Origin of the sequence: Pelatocladus sp. BLCC-F211, from assembly GCF_041928655.1 — a bacterium.
GTDB lineage: Bacteria > Cyanobacteriota > Cyanobacteriia > Cyanobacteriales > Nostocaceae > Pelatocladus.
In genome coordinates this window covers 52,493-75,400 of record NZ_JBHFLM010000110.1, presented here as the reverse complement: position 1 = coordinate 75,400, position 22,908 = coordinate 52,493, and the positions used below count along the sequence as shown (strand labels likewise).

Below are 22,908 nucleotides of genomic sequence, written 5' to 3'. Positions count from 1 at the left end.
TTTCTATGCCATTACCATTCCACCATCTACGTTCAATACTTGTCCTGTAATGTAGCTTGCTGCGGGATCAGCAGCTAGGAAACGTACCATCCCAGCAACTTCTTCTGGCTGACCATAACGACCCAGAGGAATATATTTGAGAATACCTTCAGCATCAAGATCGCTGGTCATGTCCGTGGCGATAAAGCCAGGGGCGACGGCGTTAACTGTAATACCACGAGAGGCCAATTCTTTAGCAACCGTTTTGGTAAAACCAATCACACCTGCTTTGGCAGCGCTGTAGTTAGCTTGTCCGGGATTGCCCATAAGTCCGGCAATGGAGGTAATGTTGATGATCCGTCCGGCTCGTTGTTTTAGCATGATTTTACTGACGGCACGAGTGCATAAAAATACGCCAGTTAAATTGAGATCAATTACTGCTTGCCAATCTTCTGGTTTCATTCGGAGTAAAAGTGTGTCACGTGTGATACCCGCGTTATTGACCAAGATATCAATACGATTGAATTTTTCGATCGCAGCTTTTATTAAAGCATCAACTTGATTTTCCTTACTCACATCAGCCGCAAGCGCGATCGCACTTCCACCCGCTTGAATAATTTCTGACACTAACTCATCAGCCGCTTGACTAGAACTAGCATAGTTGACAACGACACTAGCACCGACTTTCGCCAATTCTCGTGCGATCGCTCTTCCTATTCCCCGTGAAGCACCTGTAACAATCGCTACTTTTCCTTGTAAAGTTTGTAAATTTTCTGGCAAAAGTTCCATTGTTTTTCCTGTTATGTACATTAAGATATTGCGCTAACTATCTTAATGGGGATCGGGGATCAGGAATCGGGGACAAGGAGGACAAAACAAGTCAAAAGTCATAGACGCGCAAGCGGCTTCCCGTTCGACAAAGTCGTTCCCGCAGGGTAGGGTAAGTCAAAAGTCAAAATTAAGAACTTTTGATTTGTTGCCCAATGCCCAATGCCCAGTATTGCAAACATGCTTTACAATCATCTGGGCTGCTAGGAACTACTATTAAAATCAAACAATAAAAAACTGGTGCGTATCACATGTCTACAAAAAAGCAATTCAATAGCTTTGAAGAGATGCTATCTGGTTCTGATGTACCCGTATTAGTAGACTTTTATGCTGACTGGTGTGGACCTTGCCAGATGATGGCTCCGATTTTAGAGCAAGTTAATGCCCAACTCCAAGGTCAAATCAGAATCGTCAAAATTGACACTGAAAAATACCAACAATTGGCTACTCAGTATAGAATTGAGGCTCTACCAACTCTAGTACTGTTTAAGCAGGGTCAGCCAGTAGATAGAATTGAGGGTGTTTTACAAGCACCGCAACTAGTACAGCGTTTGAGAAGTTTAATATAAGGTAGTACTCCACCACACTAATTTTGATAGGTTTGTAGTAAGCACTTTAGCCCTCATTTAAGCACGCTTAGTGCTGACTACGAACCTCCTTAGCCTGTCAAAATCTTTATGGCAAATTAGTAGTTAGTAATTAGAGATTAAGTAGGAACGTACTCTGCGTGGTTTATCGCAGAGTGCGTTTATTTCTAATATTTTTTTAGTTTGTTACTACATTAGAACGCCACGAATTTTTCACCACTTCAGTAGTCTTAGTTCGTCCATCTGGAGATGTGTAATTTTTTCTGGTTGTAGTACTACCAGAGTTTTGATCACCTTCATCGGAATCTTCACCAATACCCAATAGTCCAAGAACTACAAAAGGCTCAATGGCAAAAACATTATATCCACCTGATACTTTTTCGCTCTGGTCGTGGCTGAGTTCTTCAAAACACAAACCAATATTTTCCAATTCAGAAATGTTGAAGTTAAATTGATGACACATAACACGACTCCTAATTTAAAGTCAAAAGTCAAAAGTCAAAATTTGCTCTTTGACTTTGAGTAAACCATTAAATTTCCCCTCTACTTTAAGTAGTTGTTTGTCAAGTTTGAATCAAGGGTTTGTAGTAAGCACTTTAGTGCTTAAAAATAAGGAATGTACTACTTTGCACAACCCACAGAGTAGTTCTTATTACGGACTTTCTTGTACATCAATTTAAACTTGACAGATTAGTAGAGAGTAAAGATCAAAAAATTAACTACATTGTATAGGGAAAAATCAAAATTTTAATTTCTACCCCTAATTAAAATTTAATGTCAGTATCGTATATATTTCCAGGTAAATTGCGTAATTTAATTTACCTATATATGAAGAGGAAATTTCATTTTTCAGTAAAGTGTAATTGGTTAGTGGTTAGTAGAGATATGCTGCTGTGTTAATTTAAGAAAATTTTATAAAGGGTAGGTTGAAAACCCCGGATAAAGAGCAACGTAGTTGCAATTTTCGTGCTACCCTTCGGGAACACCAAGGCAGACCGAAAGTTAACGCTTGGGGAGAGTCCCACCTCTGGGTTAGATGACGCAAGGAGCCTAATCTAAGTGGTCTCGATGAACCAAGAATCCCTTCGCCTTTAGGCAAGGGAGTGTCAAGTGTCGTGGAATTTTTGGGAATTGGTATCACATGCGCCAAACCAAAATTCTTTTGTCGTAACCACCACTAGCAAGTAATTTTCCGTCGGGGCTAAAGGCGATCGCACTTACCCAGTCGCTGTGTCCCTCAAGCGTATTTATTAACTTTCCTGTGGTTAAATCCCATACTTGGATTACGCCTTGTTTCCCAGCACTAGCTAAAATACCTCCGTTGGGGTTAATAGCAATGGCATTAATCCAATTATTGTGATTCATAGAGTTGTTGTTGTTTGTCAGGATACTTGCAAAATTCCCTGTTTTGGCATCCCAGAGTTTAATCGTACCATCATGGCTAGCAGTAACTAGAGTTTGTCCTTCTGGGGTAAAAGCTAGACCACTGACTACTTGAGTGTGGGCGATTAACTTACGAATTAGTTGACCAGAATTTAAGTCCCATAGTTTCACTACACCCTGAGTGTCACCACTAGCGAGGATCTGACCATCTGGGCTAATCGTAATTTTAGAAATGTTGTTGTAGTGTACTAAAGTTGCTAGGGGACGCTTATTTACTAAGTCCCACAGGCGAATACCATCTAAACCACCACTAGCCAAAATTTTTCCATCTGGAGTTGTAGCCAAAGATAGGACATTGCTAGTGTGTCCAATGAAGGAACGAGTAAATTTGTTTGTTTTGAGATTCCAAAGATTAACAGTGTAATCATTACTACAACTAGCCAGAGTTTGACCATCTGGGGAAATCAGCACAGATTCCACAGCTGTTTTTTGGGCTTTACGGATAATTCCTATGAGATCACCATTCTTTATGCTCCATAAGCGAATCACACCATCGTGATCTGAACCGCCACTCACTAAAGTTTTGCTATCAGGACTGAAGGTTAAGGATTTAATGCTTGCGGAATTATTTTTGAGGGTATGAATTCGCTGGGGATTAACAAATTTATTGGTAGTTTCAGGATTTAGTTTGACTTCAACAGTAGCAGGATTTACGGGTGGTATTTGTACTAAAGAAGCGATCGCTACAGAACCTGCTATACTTACCACTGTCATTAAAGGAATTTTGAATCTGATACTTGTAATTTTGTCAAAAAGTTTACTATAACTATTATTCATATATTTCTAGATTAGAACTACGGGCGATCGCCTGACACCTACTTTCTTTTGTAGGTCATAAAAAATTACTCCACAAGAGTGAAAACCATAAATTTGGCGATGCTCCGTGAATTTTCTAATCTTAAATATAAAAATTAAAACTCCAACCCTAATGGGGTGGTTTTTTCTTAGCAATAGTCAGCATTGGTAAAGTCGGACTAGAAGAGCGCGAAGGTAAGTAATGTTGTACCACAGGCTCTTCAGCAGGTAGAGGACGACGCTGTTGACGTAGCCACAATTTTAATAAAAGCGTTACTCCTGCTGTTCCTAAACCAAAAGCGAATAAAGACCACTCATCGTCAAATCCACCGATCAGCGCGTCTACCACTCCCATCGTAATCAATACGCTGATTAGCGGTTCTTTTCGGTAGGCTGACTTTAAAAAACGAGGTAATACAGTATTTACAGCATTCATCACAGCTTGGTTGATTTCAGTTCACCTTTTGCGTAAATTTACTGAGAATTTTTCACCTACATTTAGCGCTCTAAATTAGAGCCTACATTTACATCATAATATTATATTTATTTCAATAAACCAGAGTACTTCTATAGACTACTTTTGGGCGGTTTTCCGAACAGCTATAGTACTGAATAAATACAAAATAGATCCCCGACTTTTGTGAGAAGTCGGGGATCTTGTTTATCAATTTCACTGACTTACAAGTGGTACATTCGTACTTGTTTGTGATTTACTTGAGACCGAGCCAGGATAACACACCCTTATCGGTGAAGTATTCAATCAACACCATGAGGATAAAGCCGATCATTGCAGCTCGACCATTCAAGCGTTCGGCATATTCACTAAATCCAAATTTTGGCTCTTCCAGCTTAGGGCTTACGCTTGGTTGTGGTTGTGTCATCATTTGAAAAAACCTCTTTGTTGGGAAATGTTAAGTTACTACACTTTTGTGGTATTACACATTGAGCTATATCACTCAACTAATGCTTTACATTTTTTTACTATTCTTAATATATTTTAGGAATACTCAGGAAATCGTCAAGTCCGTGTAGGGGATTAGGGAGGAAAAGGAAGACAAGGAAGACAACAGGGAAATCTATATTTGATTTTCCCAATGCCCAATGCCCGTTCCCTAATCCCCAAGTAAAGTCAATGTTAAATTGGTGATATCAGGGCAAACTCAGGTAAATTCGTATTTTTGGATTCAACATACTCAGGACAAGACTGACAAACTAAAGCTACACAAAAATTAATAAGGGGCAGTGAATGGATATAGGTGTTCCCAAAGAAACTAAAGACCAGGAGTTTCGAGTTGGGTTGAGTCCCTCTAGTGTCAGGGTACTAAAAGAAAGTGGTCACAATATATTTGTAGAAACTCAAGCCGGCGCAGGTGCGGGATTTACGGATGATGACTACAGAAATTCAGGTGCAGAAATTGTCCCAACACCGGAAGGCGCTTGGAATCAGGAGTTAGTGGTCAAAGTTAAAGAACCACTAGCAATAGAGTATAAATATTTACAAAAAGATCAGGTTTTATTTACTTATCTGCACTTAGCAGCTAATCGAAATTTAACCGAGAGTTTAATTAACAGTGGCGTTTGTGCGATCGCCTATGAAACAGTAGAGCAAACAGGTGTAAACAGACTACCCCTACTGACGCCGATGAGTGTGATTGCTGGGCGCTTGTCGGTGCAGTTTGGAGCAAGATTCTTAGAACGGCAACAAGGGGGTAGAGGCGTCCTTTTAGGTGGAGTACCTGGTGTTCAACCAGGTAGAGTGGTAATTTTAGGTGGCGGTGTAGTTGGTACAGAAGCCGCCAAAATTGCTGTCGGTATGGGGGCTAGGGTTCAGATTCTAGATGTGAATGTAGAACGCCTGAGCTACTTGGAAACTATTTTTGGCTCACGAGTAGAATTACTTTACAGCAATTCTGCTCATATCGAAGCAGCAGTTCGAGAAGCAGACCTTTTAATCGGCGCTGTTCTTGTAACAGGACGGAGAGCGCCTGTTCTTGTGTCTCGTGAGTTAGTTAAACAAATGCGACTGGGATCAGTCATCGTCGATGTGGCAGTTGACCAAGGTGGCTGTATAGAAACTGTGCAACCTACATCTCATACCAACCCTGTCTATGTTGAAGAAGGTGTATTGCACTATGGTGTTCCTAACATGCCAGGGGCAGTTCCTTGGACGGCAACTCAGGCACTTAATAACAGTACTCTACCATACGTGGTGCAATTAGCAAATCAGGGAGTGGAGGCACTAAAAAATAACCCTGCATTAGCCAAAGGTGTCAATGTACAGAATCACCGCTTGATACATCCCGCCGTGCAAGAGGTTTTTCCTGACTTGGTGTAGGGAGTGATTAAGGATAAGGGGGACACGGGGGACAACTTCTCAGTTATCAATTATCAGTTATCAGTTATCAAATTAAACTGGTAACTGTTAACTGTTAACTGTTAACTGATTCATCCCCGATTCCCTTTCCCCGATTCCCAATCCCTATTTCACCTTAATTGGCGTGAGGGCTACACCTTTGTAGTAATACCCTAAAATTTGCAGGTGGTTGGCTCCCTGTAAAGCCAAATTGTAAGCACCCCATTGACTCATGCCAATAGCATGACCAAAACCTAGTCCTTGGAGTGTGAAACCCCCGTTACCGTTGGAGACGTTAAAGCGGGTACTTTTTAGTTTCAAAGCTGTACGGACTTCTTCACCTCTTAGCACCTTTTCGCCTTTGTCGCCGACTATTTTCAGGGTTTTCACACTGTTAAAAGGCGATCGCTGTTCAATAATCATTTGCTTGGCGTTACCTATTTCTGGAAATTTGCTGCTAATTTCCGTGGGGCTAAAAGTTCTCATCCAGTAACATTCGCGGATATTTTGGTCAAAGTCGGGAACAGCACGTAGGTATGGTTCTTTGCTTAACCAAACATCTTCGACGTTCTCGGTGTGTCCACCCGAACAAGCATGAAAAACTGACAGGATAAGTTGGTTCTTGTAAGTTAGTACTTGTCCGGCGGTACCATCAACAGCCGCATAAGTGGGGCGAGATTCGCTAATCACACCTTTATAAATCTGCCAACGATCTGGGCTTGCACCCAAGTCGTAAATGGGATTATTGCGTTGTCTTGATCGCTCATAAAGAGCATAGGTACGGGCTGCGATCGCTTGGGCTTTGAGGGCTTCTAAAGGCCAACGGCTATTCATTTCACCACCCAAAACACTGTAGAGATATTCTTCTAAATCTACCCAGTTGACAGCAGTGACACCTTTATCTGTGGGGACAACTAAAGTTCTGCCTCGATACCAGCGATCGCCTATATAAACAAATCCCCCCTTACCCGATGGTTCAATCCAAAATAAACCAGAACGCCACTTATCTAGGGCGACTCCACCAGGAACCGCTTGGGCATAATACGCATTCATTGCTGGTAGTTGTCCCAGAGTACGCCCGCTACTATCCTTGACAACCGCAGCGGTAGAACTGCCAACTTTAACCTGTTTAGCATCCCGTTCAATTGCGACTCGCAGGATTACAGACGCTTCGGCTGGTAGACATAATGCAATCCATAAAAGTACACCCAGCCACCAATGGCGTCCTTTGATTTGGGAAAACAAAGAGGCTAATAACAGTTGGAATTTCATGCCGTTGATCATTGAGTTACAGTTTATATTTATCAGACGCTCATTTTTACAGTAGTTTCCCGGAGATAGTGTTTGCTCTCCAGATGCCAGAAATTGCTTGCATTGCATCAAATTAAGTGGCGATCGCTTTAGGGGTATCACCAATTAATGATTCTGGATTAGGCATCACTGATCAGCTTTTGCTTTCCTTGGATTTGATTTTGTCATAATCCATGATAATCAAATGAATCTTTGGTGAGTCTATTTTCTTTGAAACTATTCTGTCCAAGCTTTCTGATTTCAACAAGATTTTACAGATTCGATAACCAATGTTTTGTAGCTTGTGGCTAGTCGCATTTTAATCCAGCTCGTATTTCAACAAATCACCAGGAGTACAATTTAGAGCTTTGCACAGCAAATTTAGAGTGTCCCTGTCTAATCTTTTAGGCATTTCCCTGTATGCCTTTAGCTTTGAAATTGTGCTTGGGTGAAGTCCCGTGATTTGCGCCAGTTTCCCAGTTTTGATATCACGTTCAAGCATTAGATAAGCCAGGTTCCACTTGATTGTCATTTGTTAAAGATGCCATATACTGCATCTTTAAGTTACCTCTTAACGAGTGAAATCTAGTCTTATACTCGCTTTTATCATTACTAAGTCGATATTATTGCTTAAAAGCTTGTAATCTAGTCGAAACGACTATATTCTAGTTATAGAGAAAGCGCTACCGACTGGACATCTGAAAGCGCCTTTCTATTCCAAATATTCATGGAGATTTTGCTTTAGCCCAGGTACTTATTAAAGTAGATTTTAAAGTAGATTCCCACCCACACCCATTTCCAAGGTAGGTACTAAAAAAGTGGCCCTGAATTTCAGGGCCACTTTTATCTTCCCAGCTTATAACTTGATGAAGATTTAATGGGATACTTCAGTAATCGGAACCCATTCGGTGTGGAAAGAACCTGGCTTGTCAATGCGCTCGTAGGTATGTGCGCCGAAGTAGTCGCGTTGAGCTTGAGTGAGGTTTTGAGGCAAGCGATCGCGACGATAACTATCAAAGTAATCTAAAGATGCACTAAATGCTGGTACGGGAATTCCCAATTTAGCAGCAGTTGCTAATACTTCCCGCCAAGCAGCCTGTCTGTCAAGAATTGTTTGCTTAAATTCTGGTGCTAACAACAGGTTAGGTAATGCTGGATCTTCGTTAAAAGCCTTCTTAATCTTGTTCAAGAATCCAGCACGAATAATACAGCCACCTTTCCAAATTCGCGCCAATTCACTCAGCTTCAAATTCCAGTTGTATGTTTGTGAAGCTTTGGATAGCAACGCCATCCCTTGAGCGTAAGAACAGATTTTTGAGCAATACAGGGCATCACGCACCATGTTGACAAAATCTTTGGTGGCGCCGTTATATTTGCCACTAGGGCCTGTAAGTACCTTAGATGCAGCTACACGCTCTTGCTTGTATGAAGAAATAATCCGAGCGTTTACTGCTGCGGTAATTGTCGGTATGGAAACCCCTAACTCCAACGCTGTCTGTACAGTCCAACGTCCAGTACCCTTTTGTCCAGCCGAGTCTACAATCAATTCGACTAAAGGCAAATTCGTATCTGGGTCGATGTAGGGGAAAATGTTGGAGGTGATCTCAATCAAAAACGAATTGAGTTCGTCAGTAGTATTCCACTCTGTAAATACTTCATGTAGTTGATTGTGATCTAATCCACCAGCATTTTTCAGCAAATCGTATGCTTCAGCAATTAGCTGCATATCACCATACTCAATGCCGTTGTGTACCATTTTCACGTAGTGACCAGAACCACCAGGACCAATATAGGTAACACAAGGACCATCATCAACTTGAGCGGCAATTTTATTGAAGATCGGCGATAGATACTGATAAGAGCTTTCAGTACCTCCTGGCATTAAAGAGGGGCCATTGAGCGCCCCTTCTTCACCACCACTTACACCCATACCAATGTACCGGAATCCAGCAGGTTCCAGTTCTTGAGTGCGTCTGTCTGTATCTTCAAACCAAGAGTTACCGCCGTCGATAATGATGTCGCCTTCATCAAGCAAAGGTTTAAGCTGGGCAATCACTGCATCTACAGGTTTGCCAGCCTGTACCATGATTAGGATTCTTCTGGGACGTTCTAGAGAAGCGACAAACTCTTCCAGGGTAAAAGCAGCTTTAGCGTTTCTGCCCTGGGCACGCTCCGCCATGAACTTGTCGGTTTTTTCGCGTGAGCGATTGTAAACGGCAATTGGGAAGCCGTTACGCTCAACGTTGAGAGCGATGTTCTCCCCCATGACGGCCAAGCCAATCACACCAAAGCTTTGTAGTGTCATAGATTTTGTGGCTAACTTTTCGTGATCTTTTATCTTTAAGGGTAGTCCGAGATTTTCGCTTCTCCCCTAAAGAAGACATTAAAAGTTCAGCGACCGAGTAGAAATGCACAAAATACACAGATAATTAATTTTAATTTGTATCGAAATCAACACTTCTCTTGCAAAATTAGTTAATGGTTAATGGTCATTGGTCATTGGTCATTGGTCAAAGATTAATAACCGATCCTCAAACGCGAGTGCGTCTCCGTAAGGAGAATCCCTGATCCCCGATCCCCGATCCCCGATCCCCGATAATGACGTAGTTAAGGAGAAACACAAAAATGCTGGCAAATGTCCTAGCACTGACAGTCGGTCTTGGTAGTATAGCCATTTACTTAGCGGCTTTCTTTTTCCCAGAAATTCACCGTAAAAATGATTTTATCTGGAGTGGTGTAGGATTGTTTTACGCGTTGATGTTATGGGTGTTTGCGCCACGTATTACCGGAGGTCTTTTACTAGGTCATATTGCTAGTGTGGCGCTTTTAGTTTGGTTTGGTTGGCAAACACTTTCATTACGTCGTCAGTTAGCACCTTCTGCACAACAAACTCCTGTCCCTAGTACGGAAGCAGTACAAAATACTATTCAGGAACAGGTTACTAAATTGTCGCTTCCCCAACGCTTAGGGCAGATACAGAGTAGTATCGGTGGTATTTTCTCTGGTGCAAAGAACCGCGTCCAACAGACTGTCAGCAAAAAGACACTAGAAACTCCTCAACCAACAGAAAACTCAATGGTTGAAATTGTTGATAATCGTACTACTACAGATGAACTAACATCAGAAGCAGGCGCAACTGTAGAACCTACAGATACATCTGTGACTACTGATACTGAAGCTAAAACCGAGACTGTAGCAGAAGCAATTCCACCTCATCCCCCATCACCTGAATTGGTAGAAGCTGCGAAAGAAGCTGCTGTAAAAGCAGAAGAAGTGGTAGAAAAACTAGAAAATATTCCTGTTGAAGAAATTGCTCCTGATGCCGAACTTGCGCCACCAGCAGAAGCACCACCTGAGCAAATACCGCCGAGCGATCGCGCTAGTTAAATATGGTACAAAAAGGCAGAAAGCTGAAGGCAGAAACCAGAAGTTCATAAAATAGGGTTTTCAGCTTTCTGTCTTAATAAAAATTATCCTTGAATCTATTCGGATAGTTTATCCACATTATTTTATTGAGTTCAAAGTATCGGAATGTTGATTATAGGCAACGTATCATGCAGTATACAGTTTCAAAAGATACATTTAATTTACAACTTAAGTATTGAGCTTTATGCAAATCGTTAAAGCCACTCAACTTATACCGATCTCAATTGCAGCAAGATCACAATTAATAGAGTTTTTATTTAGTCGAGTCACGATTATTTCCCTGATCGCCGTTCATAATTTTCGCGATCGATTCTTTATGCTGACATGTATCATAAAGTGGGCAATTACAGGTTTTCGGTTTTGATGATGACTTTGAGCGTGGCGTAAAGAGCAGCACGAAACCAATGATTAGCGCGACCACGATAATTGATTCCATAATCGCAACAATTAGTATGTGATGTGGATTAATTTCTAGTGTAGCGAAAAAATACCTAAGAATAATTGCTATGAAATTCTTAATACTCAATATTAGTGAGTAAAGTTAGATAAATCATTTTTCGTACAGTGAAAATACGGATAATGTAAAATTAGATGCAAGTCGAATAGACTGCTCTTGTGATCGCAACTAGCAATATCAGCAAATACTATTTTTACAATGTCGTACTGTATCAATCCCCGTTGTCCAAATCCTCTTGATCCTGAGAACGCAAACAATGCAACTTGTCGCCACTGTGGCTCACAAATGCTACTACAAGGACGTTATACAGTTGTTGAAAAACTAGGACAAGGTGGTTTTGGTACTACTTTTGAAGTAAGCGATCGCAGCGGTAAGCGTAAAGTTTTAAAAATTCTTACAGATGAAAACTCAAAAGCTATTGAGCTTTTTCAACAGGAAGCACAGGTTTTAAACCAGTTGCAAAGTCCTGGTATTCCTCAAGTAGATGCTGATGGTTATTTTACAGTTAAACCTAACAATAGTTCTGCACCATTGCATTGTCTGGTAATGGAAAAAATAGAGGGGGTTGATTTAGAAAAATGGATGAAATCTCGTCATTGTCAACCCATTTCTCAAATTCAAGCTTTTGATTGGCTCAAACAACTAGTTAATATTTTATCTATAATACATGACCAACAGTATTTTCACAGAGATATTAAGCCTCAGAATATCATGCTGCGACCGAATGGGCAGCTAGTTTTGATTGATTTTGGAGCAGTGCGGCAAGTAACTACAACTATCTTAGATGGAGTTTCTCATACCAGAATTGTTTCTAAAGGCTATTCTCCACCAGAGCAACAAAATGGTTATTCTGTGCAGCAATCTGACTTTTTTGCTTTAGGACGCACTTTTGTTTTTCTACTTACAGGTAAAGAACCTCAAGATTTAGATATCTATAATCCTTTAACTAATGAGTTGGACTGGCGTCCTCATGCATTGCAGATTTCGCCGGTATTTGCAGATTTAATCGACTATTTAATGGCTGCTACAGCCAGTAATCGTCCTGAAAATACGCAAGTAATTTGGCAATTTTTGGAGAAGATTAAGCCAGATGTTAGCCAGACAAATATATTGTCACAAAGAACATTACTTCAAAAATTTCCAAATTCAGCTTTATCTTTTGCTACTACTGTTTTTTCTCATTCTGCTCATCAACAACATAAAGCTCGGAAAATTATCATTGGTTCAGGAGTAAGTTTATTTGCTGCTGCAACTGTGATTCTCAACCCACTCAGTACCACTAACCCAGTTACGACAACAAAAGCAGATTTTCTGAAAACTCCTATTGCTAATTCCTCAACAGTTCCTATCGTTATTCAGAAAGAGCAACAACCTAATACTAAAATAACGAAGGCGAGAAATATTAACCTATCTTCTGTTTCAATTCCTAAAAACACAAAAAACACGCAGTTGAAACCGGAAAAATTACAGAGTAACCAACATCCTATTCAAAAACATATTGCTGCTGGAGAAAATGAATCATCAATTGATGCTCCAAAAGATAATGTCTCAGATATCAATTTACATGCGGCAGATAGAGCGAGAAAAGATATCAAAAATAGTCTTTTAAAAACACAACCAAGAAGACATCCGTTACTTAACAATCAACGGAAAACAAGTAAGATTTTTGTAAACAAGAAATCGAAATGGCGAAAAGAAAATTCAATAAAAATCAAAAAGCAACAAAAAACAATAAAAATATTGTCTTCTTCAGCAACAAAGAATAAAAGACTAACTAATAAATTGAGGTACGACATCAAAGTAAAAATCAAAAGTCATCAACAGAATAAAAAACACTAAATCATGAATTAACCTAAAATTTATATTGCTAAAAATAATTTATAATTGATTTATTAGAATGCATCTTAAATTACTTATTCACGCAAAGTAATAAGGTGTAGAATAACACTGAAAGAGAATAATAGTACTTAGTTAGGGTGAATCTTATCTTTCGTTGTTTATGGTTCAATACGGTTCAGTTAAGAAGAAATGTAGGTTGGGCTTCTCGCAGAGTAACCCAACAAAGCCTTGATAATGTTGGGTTACTCTGCGAGAAGCCGCGCAGGGCGCGTCTACGTTCCTCAAACGCCAGGTGCTACAACGGAGGGGACCCCCGCAACGCACTGGCTCCCCAACCTACGCTAGTTTTAGTTTTTAGCCTTAACTGAACCGTATTGGTTTATGGTTAGTGAGGAATGCTCACTCCATAAAATCAATTCGACATTAGCCGTTCTGGGCATGTGGATTCTATAATTGTTGGAAAATCATTTGCTGCTAATTCAGGCATGAAACTGTGACAGAAACTGGAAGTTATAAAGATACTGTAAACCTACCCAAAACAAAATTTGATATGCGGGCAAACGCTAGCAAGCGTGAACCCGAAATTCAAAAATTTTGGGAAGAAAATAAAGTCTACGATCGCCTATCCCAAAATAATCCCGGCGAATTATTTATACTGCATGATGGGCCTCCCTATGCAAACGGCTCTCTGCATATTGGTCATGCTTTAAATAAAATTCTCAAAGATATTATTAATCGCTACCAACTGTTACGTGGTCGTAAAGTTCGTTATGTACCTGGTTGGGACTGTCACGGTTTGCCGATTGAGTTAAAAGTTTTACAAAACATGAAAGCCGCCGAACGGCAAAACTTGACACCTTTACAACTACGACAAAAAGCCAAAGAATTTGCCCTCAATGCTGTCAACGAACAGCGCAATAGCTTCAAACGCTATGGAGTTTGGGGTGATTGGGAACATCCATATTTAACTTTGACACCAGAATACGAAGCTGCACAAATCGGTGTATTCGGACAAATGGTGTTAAAAGGTTACATTTATCGTGGTTTGAAACCTGTACACTGGAGTCCTAGTTCTAAAACAGCTTTGGCAGAAGCAGAGTTGGAATATCCAGAAGGTCATACTTCCCGCAGTATCTACGCTGCTTTTCCGGTGACGAGTTTATCGGAGGCGAGTAAATCTAAATTATCAGAATTTATACCAAAATTAGGTGTAGCAATTTGGACAACTACACCTTGGACAATCCCTGGTAATTTAGCTGTGGCATTGAACCCGGAACTAAACTACGCAGTTGTAGAAGTTACCGCAGTACAGGAAAAACCTGGGTTTAAATACTTAATTGTCGCTGCGGATCTGGTGGAACGCCTGTCTGCCACACTGGAAACCCAGTTAACAGTAAAAACCACACTTAAAGGGAAAGATTTAGAACATTCTACTTACCGTCATCCCTTATATGATCGTGAAAGCCCGATTGTGATTGGTGGCGATTATGTTACCACAGAGTCTGGTACTGGCTTAGTCCACACGGCTCCTGGTCATGGTCAAGAAGACTACATTGTCGGTCAACGTTATGGTCTACCTGTCTTAGCGCCAGTTGATGACAATGGTAACTTTACCGCAGAGGCAGGACAGTTTGCTGGGTTGAATGTGCTTGGTGATGGGAATCAGGCGGTAATTGATGCTTTGACTGCTGCTGGTTCTTTGTTGAAAGAGGAAGCGTACCTGCATAAATACCCCTATGATTGGCGAACCAAGAAACCAACAATTTTCCGCGCCACAGAACAGTGGTTTGCTTCAGTCGAAGGATTTCGCGAAGAAGCACTTAGGGCGATCGCTTCTGCAAAATGGATTCCCGCTCAAGGTGAAAATAGAATCACACCGATGGTTGCAGACCGTTCCGACTGGTGTATCTCCCGTCAGCGCAGTTGGGGTGTTCCAATTCCAGTATTTTACGACGAAGCCAACGGTGAACCATTGCTGAATGAGGAAACCATCGCCCACGTACAAGCAATTATTGCTGAAAAAGGTTCTGATGCTTGGTGGGAATTATCAGTTGAGGAATTATTACCAGAAACATACCACAATAACGGCCGCACCTACCGTAAAGGTACAGATACGATGGACGTGTGGTTTGATTCTGGCTCATCTTGGGCAGCTGTACTCAAGCAGCGTCCAGAATTACGGTATCCTGCGGATGTATATTTAGAAGGTTCAGACCAACATCGGGGTTGGTTTCAGTCGAGTTTGCTCACCAGTGTCGCGGTTAACAACTGTGCGCCATACAAAACCGTGTTGACTCATGGCTTTACCCTCGACGAACAGGGACGGAAAATGAGTAAGTCTCTGGGAAATGTCGTTGACCCAAATATGGTGATTGAGGGAGGTAAAGACCAGAAAAAAGACCCTGCTTATGGTGCTGATGTGTTGCGATTGTGGGTGTCATCGGTAGATTACACTTCTGATCAGCGCCTGGGTAGCAATATCATCAAACAACTGGTTGATATCCGTAACAAAATTCGTAATACTGCCAAAAATCTACTGGGTAATTTACACGATTTTGACCCAGAAACAGATGCTGTACCCTATGAGCAATTACCGCAGCTAGATAAATACATGCTGCACCGGATGACAGAAGTTTTCCAAGAAGTAACAGAAGCTTTTGATAGTTTTCAATTCTTCCGGTTTTTCCAAACAGTACAAAACTTCTGCGTGGTAGATTTATCCAACTTTTATATGGATATCGCCAAAGATAGGTTGTACATCAGTAATGCTAATGCTTTGCGTCGTCGCAGTTGTCAGACAGTGTATTGGTATGCACTGGAAAATTTAGCTAGAGCGATCGCACCTGTATTATCTCACTTAGCTGAGGATATCTGGCAATATCTTCCTTACAAGACTCCTTACAAATCAGTATTTGAATCTGGTTGGGTGGAGTTGCAGCCAAACTGGCATAATCCAGAACTAGCAGCTTTTTGGCAACAATTGCGTGATATCCGCCTTGATGTCAATAAGGTGTTGGAACAAGCTAGGGTGGAAAAAATGATTGGTTCCTCCCTAGAAGCAAAAATTTTGCTCTACATCACTGATGCACAATTATTAAGTGCAATCAAATCACTAGAAGCTGGTAACAGCAACGGTGTAGACGAACTCCGCTACTTGTTCATTACCTCCCAAGTGGGATTAGTGGATACACCAGAAAAACTGCAAGGTTCAAAGTATAACTTGCAGGCTGATAAATGGAGAATTGGTGTACTAGAAGCAGAAGGGGAAAAATGCGATCGCTGTTGGAATTACTCTACTCATGTGGGAGAAAATACAGCACATCCGTTAATTTGTGAACGGTGTGTTGCTGCGTTAGCGGGAGAGTTTTAAGTCAGCTAATCACGGGAAAATCCCTCTAAGTAAAATGAAAATATAACTCCTCCTACACCCTTATACCCGCACACCCATTTTCAAGCTAGGTTGATTATGAGGCTTCTTGGACTACCCTAGAAGTATGACTGATGAGAAACCCTGCTATGAGCGTTGTCATCTCCGACGAAATCCTGCAAGCATCTGGGCTAACTCCAAGTGAGTTTCGCCAGGAAGTCGCATTACACCTGTTCCAGACAGGCCGTTTAACGTTAGGATATGCCAGTCAACTAGCCCAGATGCAGCCCAATGCTTTTCGTCAACTTCTCAAACAACGCCATATCCCCCTTTACTCCTACGATGTTGAAGACTTTGAACTGGACTTGAAAAACCTACGGGAGTTGGGGCGACTGTGATTATCATTAGTGATACATCAGTGATTACAAATTTGGCCGCGATTGATCACTTGCACCTCCTCCCGAAACTTTACGATCAAGTCAAAATTCCCGAAGCGGTGTATCGTGAACTTACAGACGTTGAACCTCCTGTTCCAGGAACTCTTGAAGTTCAATCTGCTTCCTGGATTGAAGTTAAACGAGTTGTAAATCATAATACCGTTGAACGTCTTCAGCGCGAAGTGAGGCTAGATCCTGGAGAGTCTGAGGCGATCGCTCTTGCTCTAGAACTCAATGCTGATTTGCTGTTAATCGATGAGCGTCGTGGTAGAGCAGAAGCTGACCGCTTGGGTCTAAGAATTATTGGGCTATTGGGTATTTTAGTTGAGGCTAAACGCCAAAATTTAATTGTTGCTGTCAAACCTTTGATGGATGCTCTGATTGCTACATCAGAGTTTAGACTATCTCCAGCTCTGTATAATCAGATTTTAGAAATGGTAGATGAAGCGTAAAAATTGATCAAAAAATTTATATCCTATTTCTTTTTACGGTGATCTGTACCCAGAACTACTTACTATTGGCTAATGACTAAGACGTAAACTCGCTACATTAGTAAAGTGAAGAAATAAAACACAGTTGACCCATATAGAGCGGGTGTTCACGTAAAACCATGAGTGTAAACGCCATTATTACAGATAATCCTTTATTAAAAGGTTCTGGTTTGCCTGACTTTGCAAACATTAAACCAGAACATGTGGTGCCAGCATTTAATCAGTTACTGGCAGAATTAGAACAAGAATTAACCAAGTTGGAAGCTGATGTTCAGCCTAGTTGGAATGGTTTAGTAGAACCTTTAGAAAAAATCACAGAACGTCTGAGTTGGAGTTGGGGTGTTGTCAACCATTTAATGGGTGTGAAAAATAACCCCCAATTGCGAGAAGGTTTTGAAACTGTGCAGCCTCATGTAGTCCAGTTTTCTAATAAGCTTGGTCAAAGTCAACCAATTTACAATGCTTTTAAAGCCCTTGCTGCAAGTGATGCTTGGAATGGTTTTGACTCAGCCCAACAGCGCATTGTCCAAGCTGCGATCCGTGATGCGGAACTTTCTGGGGTGGGTTTACAAGGTGAAGCACGCGATCGCTTTAATAATATCCAAATGGAGTTAGCGGAACTTTCTACTAAGTTCTCTAATCATGTTTTGGATGCGACTAAGGCTTTTAGCTTGACGTTGACAAAGAAAGAAGAAGTAGACGGTTTACCGCCTAGTTTGCTAAGTTTAGCCGCCCAAGCAGCACGAGATACGGGGTCAGAAAACGCTACTCCCGAAAATGGCCCTTGGCGCATCACTTTGGATTTTCCCAGTTACTATCCTTTTATGCAGTACAGCACTCGCCGGGATTTGCGGGAGGTTCTTTACAAAGCTTATGTCAGCCGTGCTGCTGGGGGAGTGTTGGATAACAACCCCATCATTGAACGCATCTTACAGTTGCGTCAAGAATTAGCAGAGTTACTTGGGTATAAGACTTACGCGGAAGTCAGTTTAGCAAGTAAGATGGCTCCGAATGTCGAAGCTGTAGAAAAGCTGTTGGAGGAATTACGCGGCGCTAGCTATGATGCTGCTGTCAAGGAGTTAGAAGAACTCAAAGCTTTTGCTGCAAGTCAGGGAGTCGCTGAAGCCAATGATTTAAAACATTGGGATATTGCGTTTTGGGCTGAACGTCAGCGAGAAGAAAAATTTGCTTTTACAGCAGAAGAGTTGCGCCCTTATTTTCCTCTTCCCCAAGTTTTGGATGGTTTATTTGGCTTGGTGAAAAGACTATTTGGTGTGAGTGTGACTCCTGCTGATGGTCAAGCACCAGTTTGGCATGAGGATGTGCGCTATTTCCAAATTGCTGATGAAACGGGTAAGGCGATCGCCTATTTTTATTTAGATCCCTACAGTCGTCCTGCGGAAAAGCGCGGTGGTGCTTGGATGGATATCTGTATTAATCGGGGTAAAGTTACCGAAAATGGCGTGAGTCAGACTCGCTTACCTGTGGCGTATTTGGTGTGTAATCAGACACCACCTGTTGATGGTAAGCCCAGCCTGATGACTTTCGCGGAAGTAGAGACTTTATTCCACGAGTTCGGTCATGGTTTACACCACATGCTGACTAAGGTCGATTATACTTCCGCAGCAGGTATTAATAATGTCGAATGGGATGCTGTGGAATTACCTAGCCAGTTTATGGAAAACTGGTGCTATGACAAAGCTACTTTATTTGGCATGGCTAGGCATTACGAAACAGGCGAACTTTTGCCAGAACATTATTATCAAAAGCTCTTAGCAGCCAAAAATTACATGAGTGGTAGTGCAACGCTGCGTCAACTCCACTTTAGCTTGTTGGATATCGAATTACATCACCGTTACCATTCTGGTGGTGGTGAAACTCCCAAAGATGTACGCGATCGCATTGCTAAAACAACTACTGTCATACCCCCATTACCAGAAGATGCATTTTTGTGTGCTTTTAGTCACATCTTTGCAGGTGGATACGCCGCAGGTTATTACAGCTACAAATGGGCAGAAGTACTTAGTGCAGATGCTTTTGCTGCTTTTGAAGAAGTTGGTTTAGAAAACGAGCAAGCAGTAAAAACCACAGGTAAACGCTACCGTGATACAGTTTTAGCACTCGGTGGTAGCCAGCATCCCATGGAAGTGTTTAAATTTTTCCGGGGTCGCGAACCGAGTACTGAAGCCTTGCTAAGGCACAATGGCTTAATAGCCGCTTAGTTTGTAGTGAGCGCTTCAGCGCTCATTACAAATCCGCAGGATTACTTATGATAAACTGTAGGGCAGGAACGAGGATAAGTTAATAACGTCTGAGTGTGGGTGGATACGGTCTTTGGTGAGACAGTTGTAAATTTTTAACTTGAATGTATCGCCCAAATTATCTGAAAGTCAGCCTGTCTTTGCTTTTAAATTTACTTCTGTGTGGTTTACCTTCGGTAGCTTTCACACAGACGATTGCTAAACCACAAACTCCAAGTAAACCAAATCAGGTCAACAACCGCAATCAGCAAAGTGGTAGTGTTCAAGTCAAGGTTCCGACCAAAAATCTTCCTGGACGTCGGGAAAATGGTAGTACACGTAGAGGTGGCTGTCTTTTTGGCGATCAACCGCTTTTAGTCTTATTATTACCATCCACTAATTTAGGATTGACAACTGCTGCTTATCCCAAGTTTTTCTGGTACACACCTGACAATACCGCTCAAACGATGCTATTTTCTCTCTACACAGTAGATGAAAAATTGCGTCCACGGACTTTGGTGTATCAAACTAATTTTAAACCCAGCAGTAAAGCTGCGATCGCGAGTTTGAATTTACCTAATAATGATCAAGTTCCGCCTTTAGCAATCAATCAAACCTATCAGTGGTCTGTCTCGATTGTTTGCGATATACAAGACCCTTCTCCGCGCTCTGTAATTAGTGTACACGGTTGGGTGCAGCGAGTTGCTATCAATAATAATGTAGCTAACAAGTTAAAGCGATCGACTTCCAGAGAACGTCTTTCTGTCTACGCTGAACAAGGTTTATGGTTTGATTTACTCTCAACAGTAGCGGAGTTACACGCCTGTAACCCATCGGATACCAAACTTTCTGATATTTGGACAAGTTTGCTACAGCAGATAGAGTTAGATTACTTAGCTAAACAGCCTTTGCATCAACAATGTCCGCGACGCTAAGGGACTTGCAGTTTTAAGGGACAAGGGGAGCCATTGCGCCCTTGCGGGTTAAGAGCGTTGTAGCACGTGGTGTGGACAAAGGGGACAAGGGAGAATCACTAATGACAAATTAGCTTTATTTGTGCCAACTTACTTAGAGCAGTACAATAACTTGATTAATAGAAACAATACCAGTCTGAGAGTTTAATTAAGGAAATTCTATACCACAGATAAGTAATACTTGTTTATAATTCTTTCCCTGATTACCAGAAAAATAGCTAACAGTACAATTAAATTTTGTCAATTATAAATATCCAGTTTATTAAGTAATTTATTGAAAATAAAATTTATGAAATTATCCCAGTGTTAAAAATTTGTTATTTTTGAGTCTAACTACTGTATAACTGAAGAATTTGCATCTGTATCTTGCTATCACTCTGTAAATATTCTTATACAAAGACTTCGCTTTTACTAACCATTTTCAGCTAAAGTGGTTTACTGAATAGCTTTTTGCTTGTCTTTGCAATACTTAACTAGAGATTAATTAAAAAGCGTAAACATAGATTAAAAGTGATAAAATTCATAACCATTCATTAAGTTAATCATGCAGAATTATAGAGTAAGCTAAATTATTAAAGCCTAGTTGAAAAGCTCAGTCACTAGGTATAAAGAGTAAGAACATTTAGTCAAGAGTCTGGTGTCGAAAATATTAATTGTTTGGTGTTAATTGTTAATTGTTGATTCTTGATTGCGATTAACAATTAAACATTGACTATTGGCTATTGATTATTGACTAAGTGATTTAGCAGGCGGTGAAAGTTAAAGTTGAGCCAATTACTAGAGAGCAAACAACTCACAGCTACGGAAGACGAAAATGATACAAAACATTTTGATTGCTGTCTCTGGATTGGGACACGCGGAAGAGATGCTTAAAACTTTGAAAGAACTGCCATCAATTCAACAGGCAAAAGTTACAGTATTGCACGTTGTTCCACCACAACGCACCGCCGATTCGATGACAGCGAAGTGGGAAGAAGGTGGCAAAATCTTGGCTAATGCGATTCAGTCTCTTGCTTTGAATCCAACTCAAGTCTCTTCCATTTTGCGACAAGGTGAGCCTAAAGATGTAGTTTGCCAAGTAGCAGATGAAATTGATGCAGACTTGATTATTATGGGTTCTCGTGGACTAAAGCGTCTGCAATCAATTTTAGCAAACTCCGTCAGTCAATACGTCTTTCAATTGTCCTCTCGCCCGATGCTGCTAGTCAAAGATGACATTTATGTCAAAAATATTAAGCGCATTATGGTGGCAATGGACAATTCTGATGCGTCAAAACGCTGCCTAGATTTGGCTCTATTCTTGATTCGAGATATCAAGGGTGGCGAACTAATTTTAACACATGTGATCACAGATTTAGGAGGAGGTGAACCTACTGCCACAACCCAGGTTACTGCTGACCAACACCCCGTTTTAGCTGCTGCTGCTGCGGAAGCAAAAAAACTGGGTGTGCAACCTCGTTGTGTGCTAAGTATGGGTAAACCTGGTGAAAAAATTTGTCGTTTAGCAGAAGAACTGAACGTAGACCTATTGTTAATGGGTTCTCCCGATCGCCGTCCTTCTATTGCTAAGAGTTTTGTCGATTTAGACCGACTTTTAGGTTCTTCTTTGTCTGATTACGTGAGAATTAATGCGACTTGTCCAGTGTTATTAGCGCGAACATCTGCTGCTTAAATCAGTTATCAGTGATCAGCTAGTAGCTGATCACTTTGAACTTTAAAAACCCTCACACTAAAAGTGCAAGGGTTTTTGTTTTATAAAAAAAATACACAAAGCATTAACTATCTTTTCTACCTTCGCGGCTAGCTGTTTGGATGTAAAGAATGATTAAAAAAACAGCAGGAACCAGCACAAATAGAATGCTGGCTACAAACCCCAGGTCATTAACCTGCATAGTAAGAAAGCCTCTCTTAGATTCCAGTCAACACTTTTAGGATACCATCATCATGGCTTGGGTGAGTTATTTGTCCTTTGTCATTTGTGATCTGTTCTTTGTCATACCAATGACTAATGACTATTGACTAAATTAAGGCTTTGTTACCACACTGACTGGCCCATTAACTACTGTTTGACAAGCAAGTCGGTAATTAGCAGGCTTTTTCTTTAAGAAACGGTTTTCTACTTCTGTAGGAGGTGATAAATTTTCCTGTCCTTCGATAATCTCTACAATACAGGTGCCACATTGACCATAGCCACCACAATTCATCATTTTTCCCCAAACTTTATAAATGTCTATGGCGTTTTCTAAAGCTTTTAGTCGTAAATTAGCACCATCAGCAGCAATAACTTCTTTATCCTCTTTCACGAATTTGATATTACCCATAGTTCAAACCTCGTTGACTGTTTGCCTGAATTAAGAGCTTGATTTGTAAATCAACTTGTTGAATCCTATATTAATTTATTT

Annotated in this window: 20 protein-coding genes; 10 read left to right on the top strand and 10 right to left on the bottom strand. The window is 40.9% G+C overall.

Translation table 11 applies throughout. The features are described 5' to 3' along the window. Positions 1–3: 3 nt before the first annotated feature. Positions 4–768, bottom strand: a complete 765-nt coding sequence (fabG, locus tag ACE1AT_RS13595) for a 3-oxoacyl-[acyl-carrier-protein] reductase (RefSeq protein ID WP_374869096.1) — start codon at positions 766–768, stop codon at positions 4–6. 290 nt (positions 769–1,058) lie between these two features. Here fabG and trxA point away from each other — a divergent pair, with 290 nt between their 5' ends. After that, a complete protein-coding gene (gene trxA / locus ACE1AT_RS13590; RefSeq protein WP_374869094.1) occupies positions 1,059–1,376 on the top strand; it encodes a thioredoxin in 318 nt (105 codons plus the stop codon). Between the two features lie 196 nt (positions 1,377–1,572). Here trxA and ACE1AT_RS13585 read toward each other — a convergent pair whose 3' ends face one another. From ACE1AT_RS13585 to ACE1AT_RS13570, 4 genes are all read right to left on the bottom strand, one after another. Next, positions 1,573–1,857, bottom strand: a complete 285-nt coding sequence (locus ACE1AT_RS13585) for a hypothetical protein (RefSeq protein WP_374869092.1) — start codon at positions 1,855–1,857, stop codon at positions 1,573–1,575. 674 nt (positions 1,858–2,531) lie between these two features. Beyond that, the gene (locus ACE1AT_RS13580; protein ID WP_374869091.1) at positions 2,532–3,614 is read right to left on the bottom strand and encodes a WD40 repeat domain-containing protein; all 1,083 of its coding nucleotides are present in this window, start codon (positions 3,612–3,614) and stop codon (positions 2,532–2,534) included. Between the two features lie 148 nt (positions 3,615–3,762). Further along, entirely contained in the window at positions 3,763–4,068 is a 306-nt protein-coding gene (locus ACE1AT_RS13575) for a hypothetical protein (RefSeq protein ID WP_374869089.1), read from the bottom strand. Positions 4,069–4,342: 274 nt separating this feature from the next. Continuing rightward, positions 4,343–4,516 carry a hypothetical protein gene (locus ACE1AT_RS13570; protein WP_374869161.1) on the bottom strand — a complete coding sequence of 58 codons (174 nt, stop codon included), beginning with the start codon at positions 4,514–4,516 and terminating at the stop codon, positions 4,343–4,345. Positions 4,517–4,878: 362 nt separating this feature from the next. Here ACE1AT_RS13570 and ald point away from each other — a divergent pair, with 362 nt between their 5' ends. Further along, on the top strand, positions 4,879–5,967 hold the full coding sequence (ald, locus tag ACE1AT_RS13565) for an alanine dehydrogenase (protein WP_374869087.1): 1,089 nt from the start codon (positions 4,879–4,881) through the stop codon (positions 5,965–5,967). Between the two features lie 144 nt (positions 5,968–6,111). Here ald and ACE1AT_RS13560 read toward each other — a convergent pair whose 3' ends face one another. The 3 genes from ACE1AT_RS13560 to gndA form a co-directional block, all read right to left on the bottom strand. Then, on the bottom strand, positions 6,112–7,269 hold the full coding sequence (locus ACE1AT_RS13560) for a SpoIID/LytB domain-containing protein (RefSeq protein WP_374869157.1): 1,158 nt from the start codon (positions 7,267–7,269) through the stop codon (positions 6,112–6,114). A 325-nt stretch (positions 7,270–7,594) separates the two neighbouring features. Then, entirely contained in the window at positions 7,595–7,807 is a 213-nt protein-coding gene (locus ACE1AT_RS13555; protein WP_374869085.1) for a helix-turn-helix domain-containing protein, read from the bottom strand. Positions 7,808–8,149: 342 nt separating this feature from the next. Further along, positions 8,150–9,580 carry an NADP-dependent phosphogluconate dehydrogenase gene (gene gndA, locus ACE1AT_RS13550; protein ID WP_374869084.1) on the bottom strand — a complete coding sequence of 477 codons (1,431 nt, stop codon included), beginning with the start codon at positions 9,578–9,580 and terminating at the stop codon, positions 8,150–8,152. A 320-nt stretch (positions 9,581–9,900) separates the two neighbouring features. Between gndA and ACE1AT_RS13545 the strand changes: the two genes are divergently transcribed. From ACE1AT_RS13545 to ACE1AT_RS13510, 8 genes are all read left to right on the top strand, one after another. Then, positions 9,901–10,662 carry a Ycf66 family protein gene (locus tag ACE1AT_RS13545; RefSeq protein ID WP_374869082.1) on the top strand — a complete coding sequence of 254 codons (762 nt, stop codon included), beginning with the start codon at positions 9,901–9,903 and terminating at the stop codon, positions 10,660–10,662. A gap of 694 nt (positions 10,663–11,356) precedes the next feature. Continuing rightward, complete coding sequence (locus ACE1AT_RS13540) at positions 11,357–12,997, top strand: serine/threonine protein kinase (RefSeq protein WP_374869080.1); 1,641 nt, start codon at positions 11,357–11,359, stop codon at positions 12,995–12,997. Between the two features lie 493 nt (positions 12,998–13,490). Beyond that, positions 13,491–16,367: an isoleucine--tRNA ligase gene (ileS, locus tag ACE1AT_RS13535; RefSeq protein ID WP_374869078.1), complete on the top strand. Its 2,877-nt coding sequence runs from the start codon at positions 13,491–13,493 to the stop codon at positions 16,365–16,367. Between the two features lie 146 nt (positions 16,368–16,513). Then, complete coding sequence (locus ACE1AT_RS13530; RefSeq protein ID WP_374869076.1) at positions 16,514–16,762, top strand: UPF0175 family protein; 249 nt, start codon at positions 16,514–16,516, stop codon at positions 16,760–16,762. Further along, positions 16,759–17,253 (top strand): DUF3368 domain-containing protein, encoded by a 495-nt coding sequence (locus tag ACE1AT_RS13525; protein ID WP_374869074.1) that lies wholly within the window; start codon positions 16,759–16,761, stop codon positions 17,251–17,253. The genes ACE1AT_RS13530 and ACE1AT_RS13525 overlap by 4 nt, the downstream gene beginning before the upstream one ends. A gap of 158 nt (positions 17,254–17,411) precedes the next feature. After that, positions 17,412–19,514, top strand: coding sequence for a M3 family metallopeptidase (locus ACE1AT_RS13520; RefSeq protein WP_374869072.1), 2,103 nt, complete (start codon positions 17,412–17,414; stop codon positions 19,512–19,514). A gap of 143 nt (positions 19,515–19,657) precedes the next feature. Further along, positions 19,658–20,467 carry a DUF928 domain-containing protein gene (locus ACE1AT_RS13515; RefSeq protein ID WP_374869070.1) on the top strand — a complete coding sequence of 270 codons (810 nt, stop codon included), beginning with the start codon at positions 19,658–19,660 and terminating at the stop codon, positions 20,465–20,467. 853 nt (positions 20,468–21,320) lie between these two features. Next, complete coding sequence (locus tag ACE1AT_RS13510; protein WP_374869068.1) at positions 21,321–22,178, top strand: universal stress protein; 858 nt, start codon at positions 21,321–21,323, stop codon at positions 22,176–22,178. A 103-nt stretch (positions 22,179–22,281) separates the two neighbouring features. Here the strand turns inward: ACE1AT_RS13510 and psbM are convergent, their stop codons facing one another. Both psbM and ACE1AT_RS13500 read right to left on the bottom strand, forming a co-directional pair. Next, entirely contained in the window at positions 22,282–22,398 is a 117-nt protein-coding gene (gene psbM / locus ACE1AT_RS13505; RefSeq protein ID WP_096678173.1) for a photosystem II reaction center protein PsbM, read from the bottom strand. A 132-nt stretch (positions 22,399–22,530) separates the two neighbouring features. Next, positions 22,531–22,827 (bottom strand): 2Fe-2S iron-sulfur cluster-binding protein, encoded by a 297-nt coding sequence (locus tag ACE1AT_RS13500; RefSeq protein ID WP_374869066.1) that lies wholly within the window; start codon positions 22,825–22,827, stop codon positions 22,531–22,533. Positions 22,828–22,908 lie beyond the last annotated feature (81 nt).

Excerpts from the sequence above, each read along its gene's own strand:
- ACE1AT_RS13530 (WP_374869076.1), top strand. The coding sequence starts at position 16,514 with ATGAGCGTTGTCATCTCCGACGAAATCCTGCAAGCATCTGGGCTAACT.
- ACE1AT_RS13575 (WP_374869089.1), bottom strand. The coding sequence starts at position 4,068 with ATGAATGCTGTAAATACTGTATTACCTCGTTTTTTAAAGTCAGCCTAC.
- ACE1AT_RS13555 (WP_374869085.1), bottom strand. The coding sequence starts at position 7,807 with ATGACAATCAAGTGGAACCTGGCTTATCTAATGCTTGAACGTGATATC.
- trxA (WP_374869094.1), top strand. The coding sequence starts at position 1,059 with ATGTCTACAAAAAAGCAATTCAATAGCTTTGAAGAGATGCTATCTGGT.
- ACE1AT_RS13545 (WP_374869082.1), top strand. The coding sequence starts at position 9,901 with ATGCTGGCAAATGTCCTAGCACTGACAGTCGGTCTTGGTAGTATAGCC.
- psbM (WP_096678173.1), bottom strand. The coding sequence starts at position 22,398 with ATGCAGGTTAATGACCTGGGGTTTGTAGCCAGCATTCTATTTGTGCTG.
- ACE1AT_RS13510 (WP_374869068.1), top strand. The coding sequence starts at position 21,321 with ATGATACAAAACATTTTGATTGCTGTCTCTGGATTGGGACACGCGGAA.
- ACE1AT_RS13515 (WP_374869070.1), top strand. The coding sequence starts at position 19,658 with ATGTATCGCCCAAATTATCTGAAAGTCAGCCTGTCTTTGCTTTTAAAT.
- ACE1AT_RS13500 (WP_374869066.1), bottom strand. The coding sequence starts at position 22,827 with ATGGGTAATATCAAATTCGTGAAAGAGGATAAAGAAGTTATTGCTGCT.
- ACE1AT_RS13560 (WP_374869157.1), bottom strand. The coding sequence starts at position 7,269 with ATGATCAACGGCATGAAATTCCAACTGTTATTAGCCTCTTTGTTTTCC.
- fabG (WP_374869096.1), bottom strand. The coding sequence starts at position 768 with ATGGAACTTTTGCCAGAAAATTTACAAACTTTACAAGGAAAAGTAGCG.
- gndA (WP_374869084.1), bottom strand. The coding sequence starts at position 9,580 with ATGACACTACAAAGCTTTGGTGTGATTGGCTTGGCCGTCATGGGGGAG.
- ACE1AT_RS13520 (WP_374869072.1), top strand. The coding sequence starts at position 17,412 with ATGAGTGTAAACGCCATTATTACAGATAATCCTTTATTAAAAGGTTCT.
- ACE1AT_RS13585 (WP_374869092.1), bottom strand. The coding sequence starts at position 1,857 with ATGTGTCATCAATTTAACTTCAACATTTCTGAATTGGAAAATATTGGT.
- ald (WP_374869087.1), top strand. The coding sequence starts at position 4,879 with ATGGATATAGGTGTTCCCAAAGAAACTAAAGACCAGGAGTTTCGAGTT.
- ACE1AT_RS13540 (WP_374869080.1), top strand. The coding sequence starts at position 11,357 with ATGTCGTACTGTATCAATCCCCGTTGTCCAAATCCTCTTGATCCTGAG.
- ACE1AT_RS13570 (WP_374869161.1), bottom strand. The coding sequence starts at position 4,516 with ATGATGACACAACCACAACCAAGCGTAAGCCCTAAGCTGGAAGAGCCA.
- ACE1AT_RS13580 (WP_374869091.1), bottom strand. The coding sequence starts at position 3,614 with ATGAATAATAGTTATAGTAAACTTTTTGACAAAATTACAAGTATCAGA.